1 protein-coding gene is annotated in these 1,157 nt (G+C 64.8%); it reads right to left on the bottom strand.

Translation table 11 applies throughout. The annotated features are described in order from the left end of the window. Window positions 1-1,157: methyl-accepting chemotaxis protein (locus A2I95_RS40535; RefSeq protein WP_291737964.1), on the bottom strand; the 1,157-nt coding region annotated here is incomplete at both ends.

Genomic DNA, 1,157 nt, shown 5'->3' with positions numbered 1-1,157 from the left:
CATCCGAAGACCGCTGCGCCAGCGCCCGCACCTCAGAGGCGACCACCGCAAAACCGCGGCCCGCCTCGCCTGCTCGGGCGGCCTCGACCCCCGCATTCAGCGCCAGCAGGTTGGTCTGAAAGGCGATGTCGTCGATCACCGAAATGATCTGGGAAATCTTGTTCGAGCTTTCCGCGATCCCGCTCATCGCGGCCACGGCGCTTTGCACCACCTCTCCGCTGTTTTCCGCCTCCTGGCGCGCGTCGCGTACGGTCGCCTCGACGTTGCGGGCACCCTTGGCGGCAGATTTCACCGAGGCTGTCAGCTCATCAATCGCCGCCGCGGTTTCCTCGAGCGTGGCGGCCTGGCTTTCAGTGCGGTGCGACAGGTCGTCGGAGGCCTGGCTGATTTCCGCGGCTCCGCTGCGGATGCTGGAGGCAGCGCCGATCACCTGCTGCACGGTGTTGTTTAGGTTGTCTATCGAACCGTTGAAATCGGCGCGCAGTTGTTCGTATTCCTCCGGGAATTCCTCGGCAATGCGGATGGTCAGGTCGCCATGCGACAGGCGGGCCAGACGTTCGCTCAGCTGACGGACAACGCCGGACAGCTCGGCATCCTTGCTCTCCGCTTTCTGCTGTTCGGCCTCCTGCATCCGCACCAGTTCAGCGCGGAATTTATCCAGCGCGCGGGCCATATCGCCAACCTCGTCGCCGCGGTTCTGGCCATTGATCTCGACGGCATTGTTGCCCTCGGCCAATCCGCGCATCGACACCACGATGCGCCGCAGGCCTGAGGCAATCCCGGACCCGGTGATCAGCGCCATCACCGCGCCGATCAGGATCGCCGCAGCAATTGCCCCGGGAATCATGATGCGGGTCTGGGCGGCAAGCGCCTCATTGGCGGCGCGGCGGGCGGCCATTGCCTCAGCCCCTTTGGCCTCGATCGATTCCATGGTGGCCCGGAAGCTGTCGAAATACGCCTTGCCCTGCCCCTGGGCGACAAGATCGGCCATGTCATCCATGGTCGCCGCGCTGCCGATCACCCGGCGCAGCTGCAGCATCGGAACCACCACGCTGCTGCGCCATTCGTCAACGATCTTGGCCACGTTATCCAGGCGGTTTGCCTGCATCAGGTTGTCAGCCAGCGCCAGGTGGAGGTCGGCCAGCACCTCGTTGAAG

This window comes from Leisingera sp. F5, from assembly GCF_001593695.1.
This window is presented reverse-complemented; position numbering and strand designations above follow the sequence as displayed.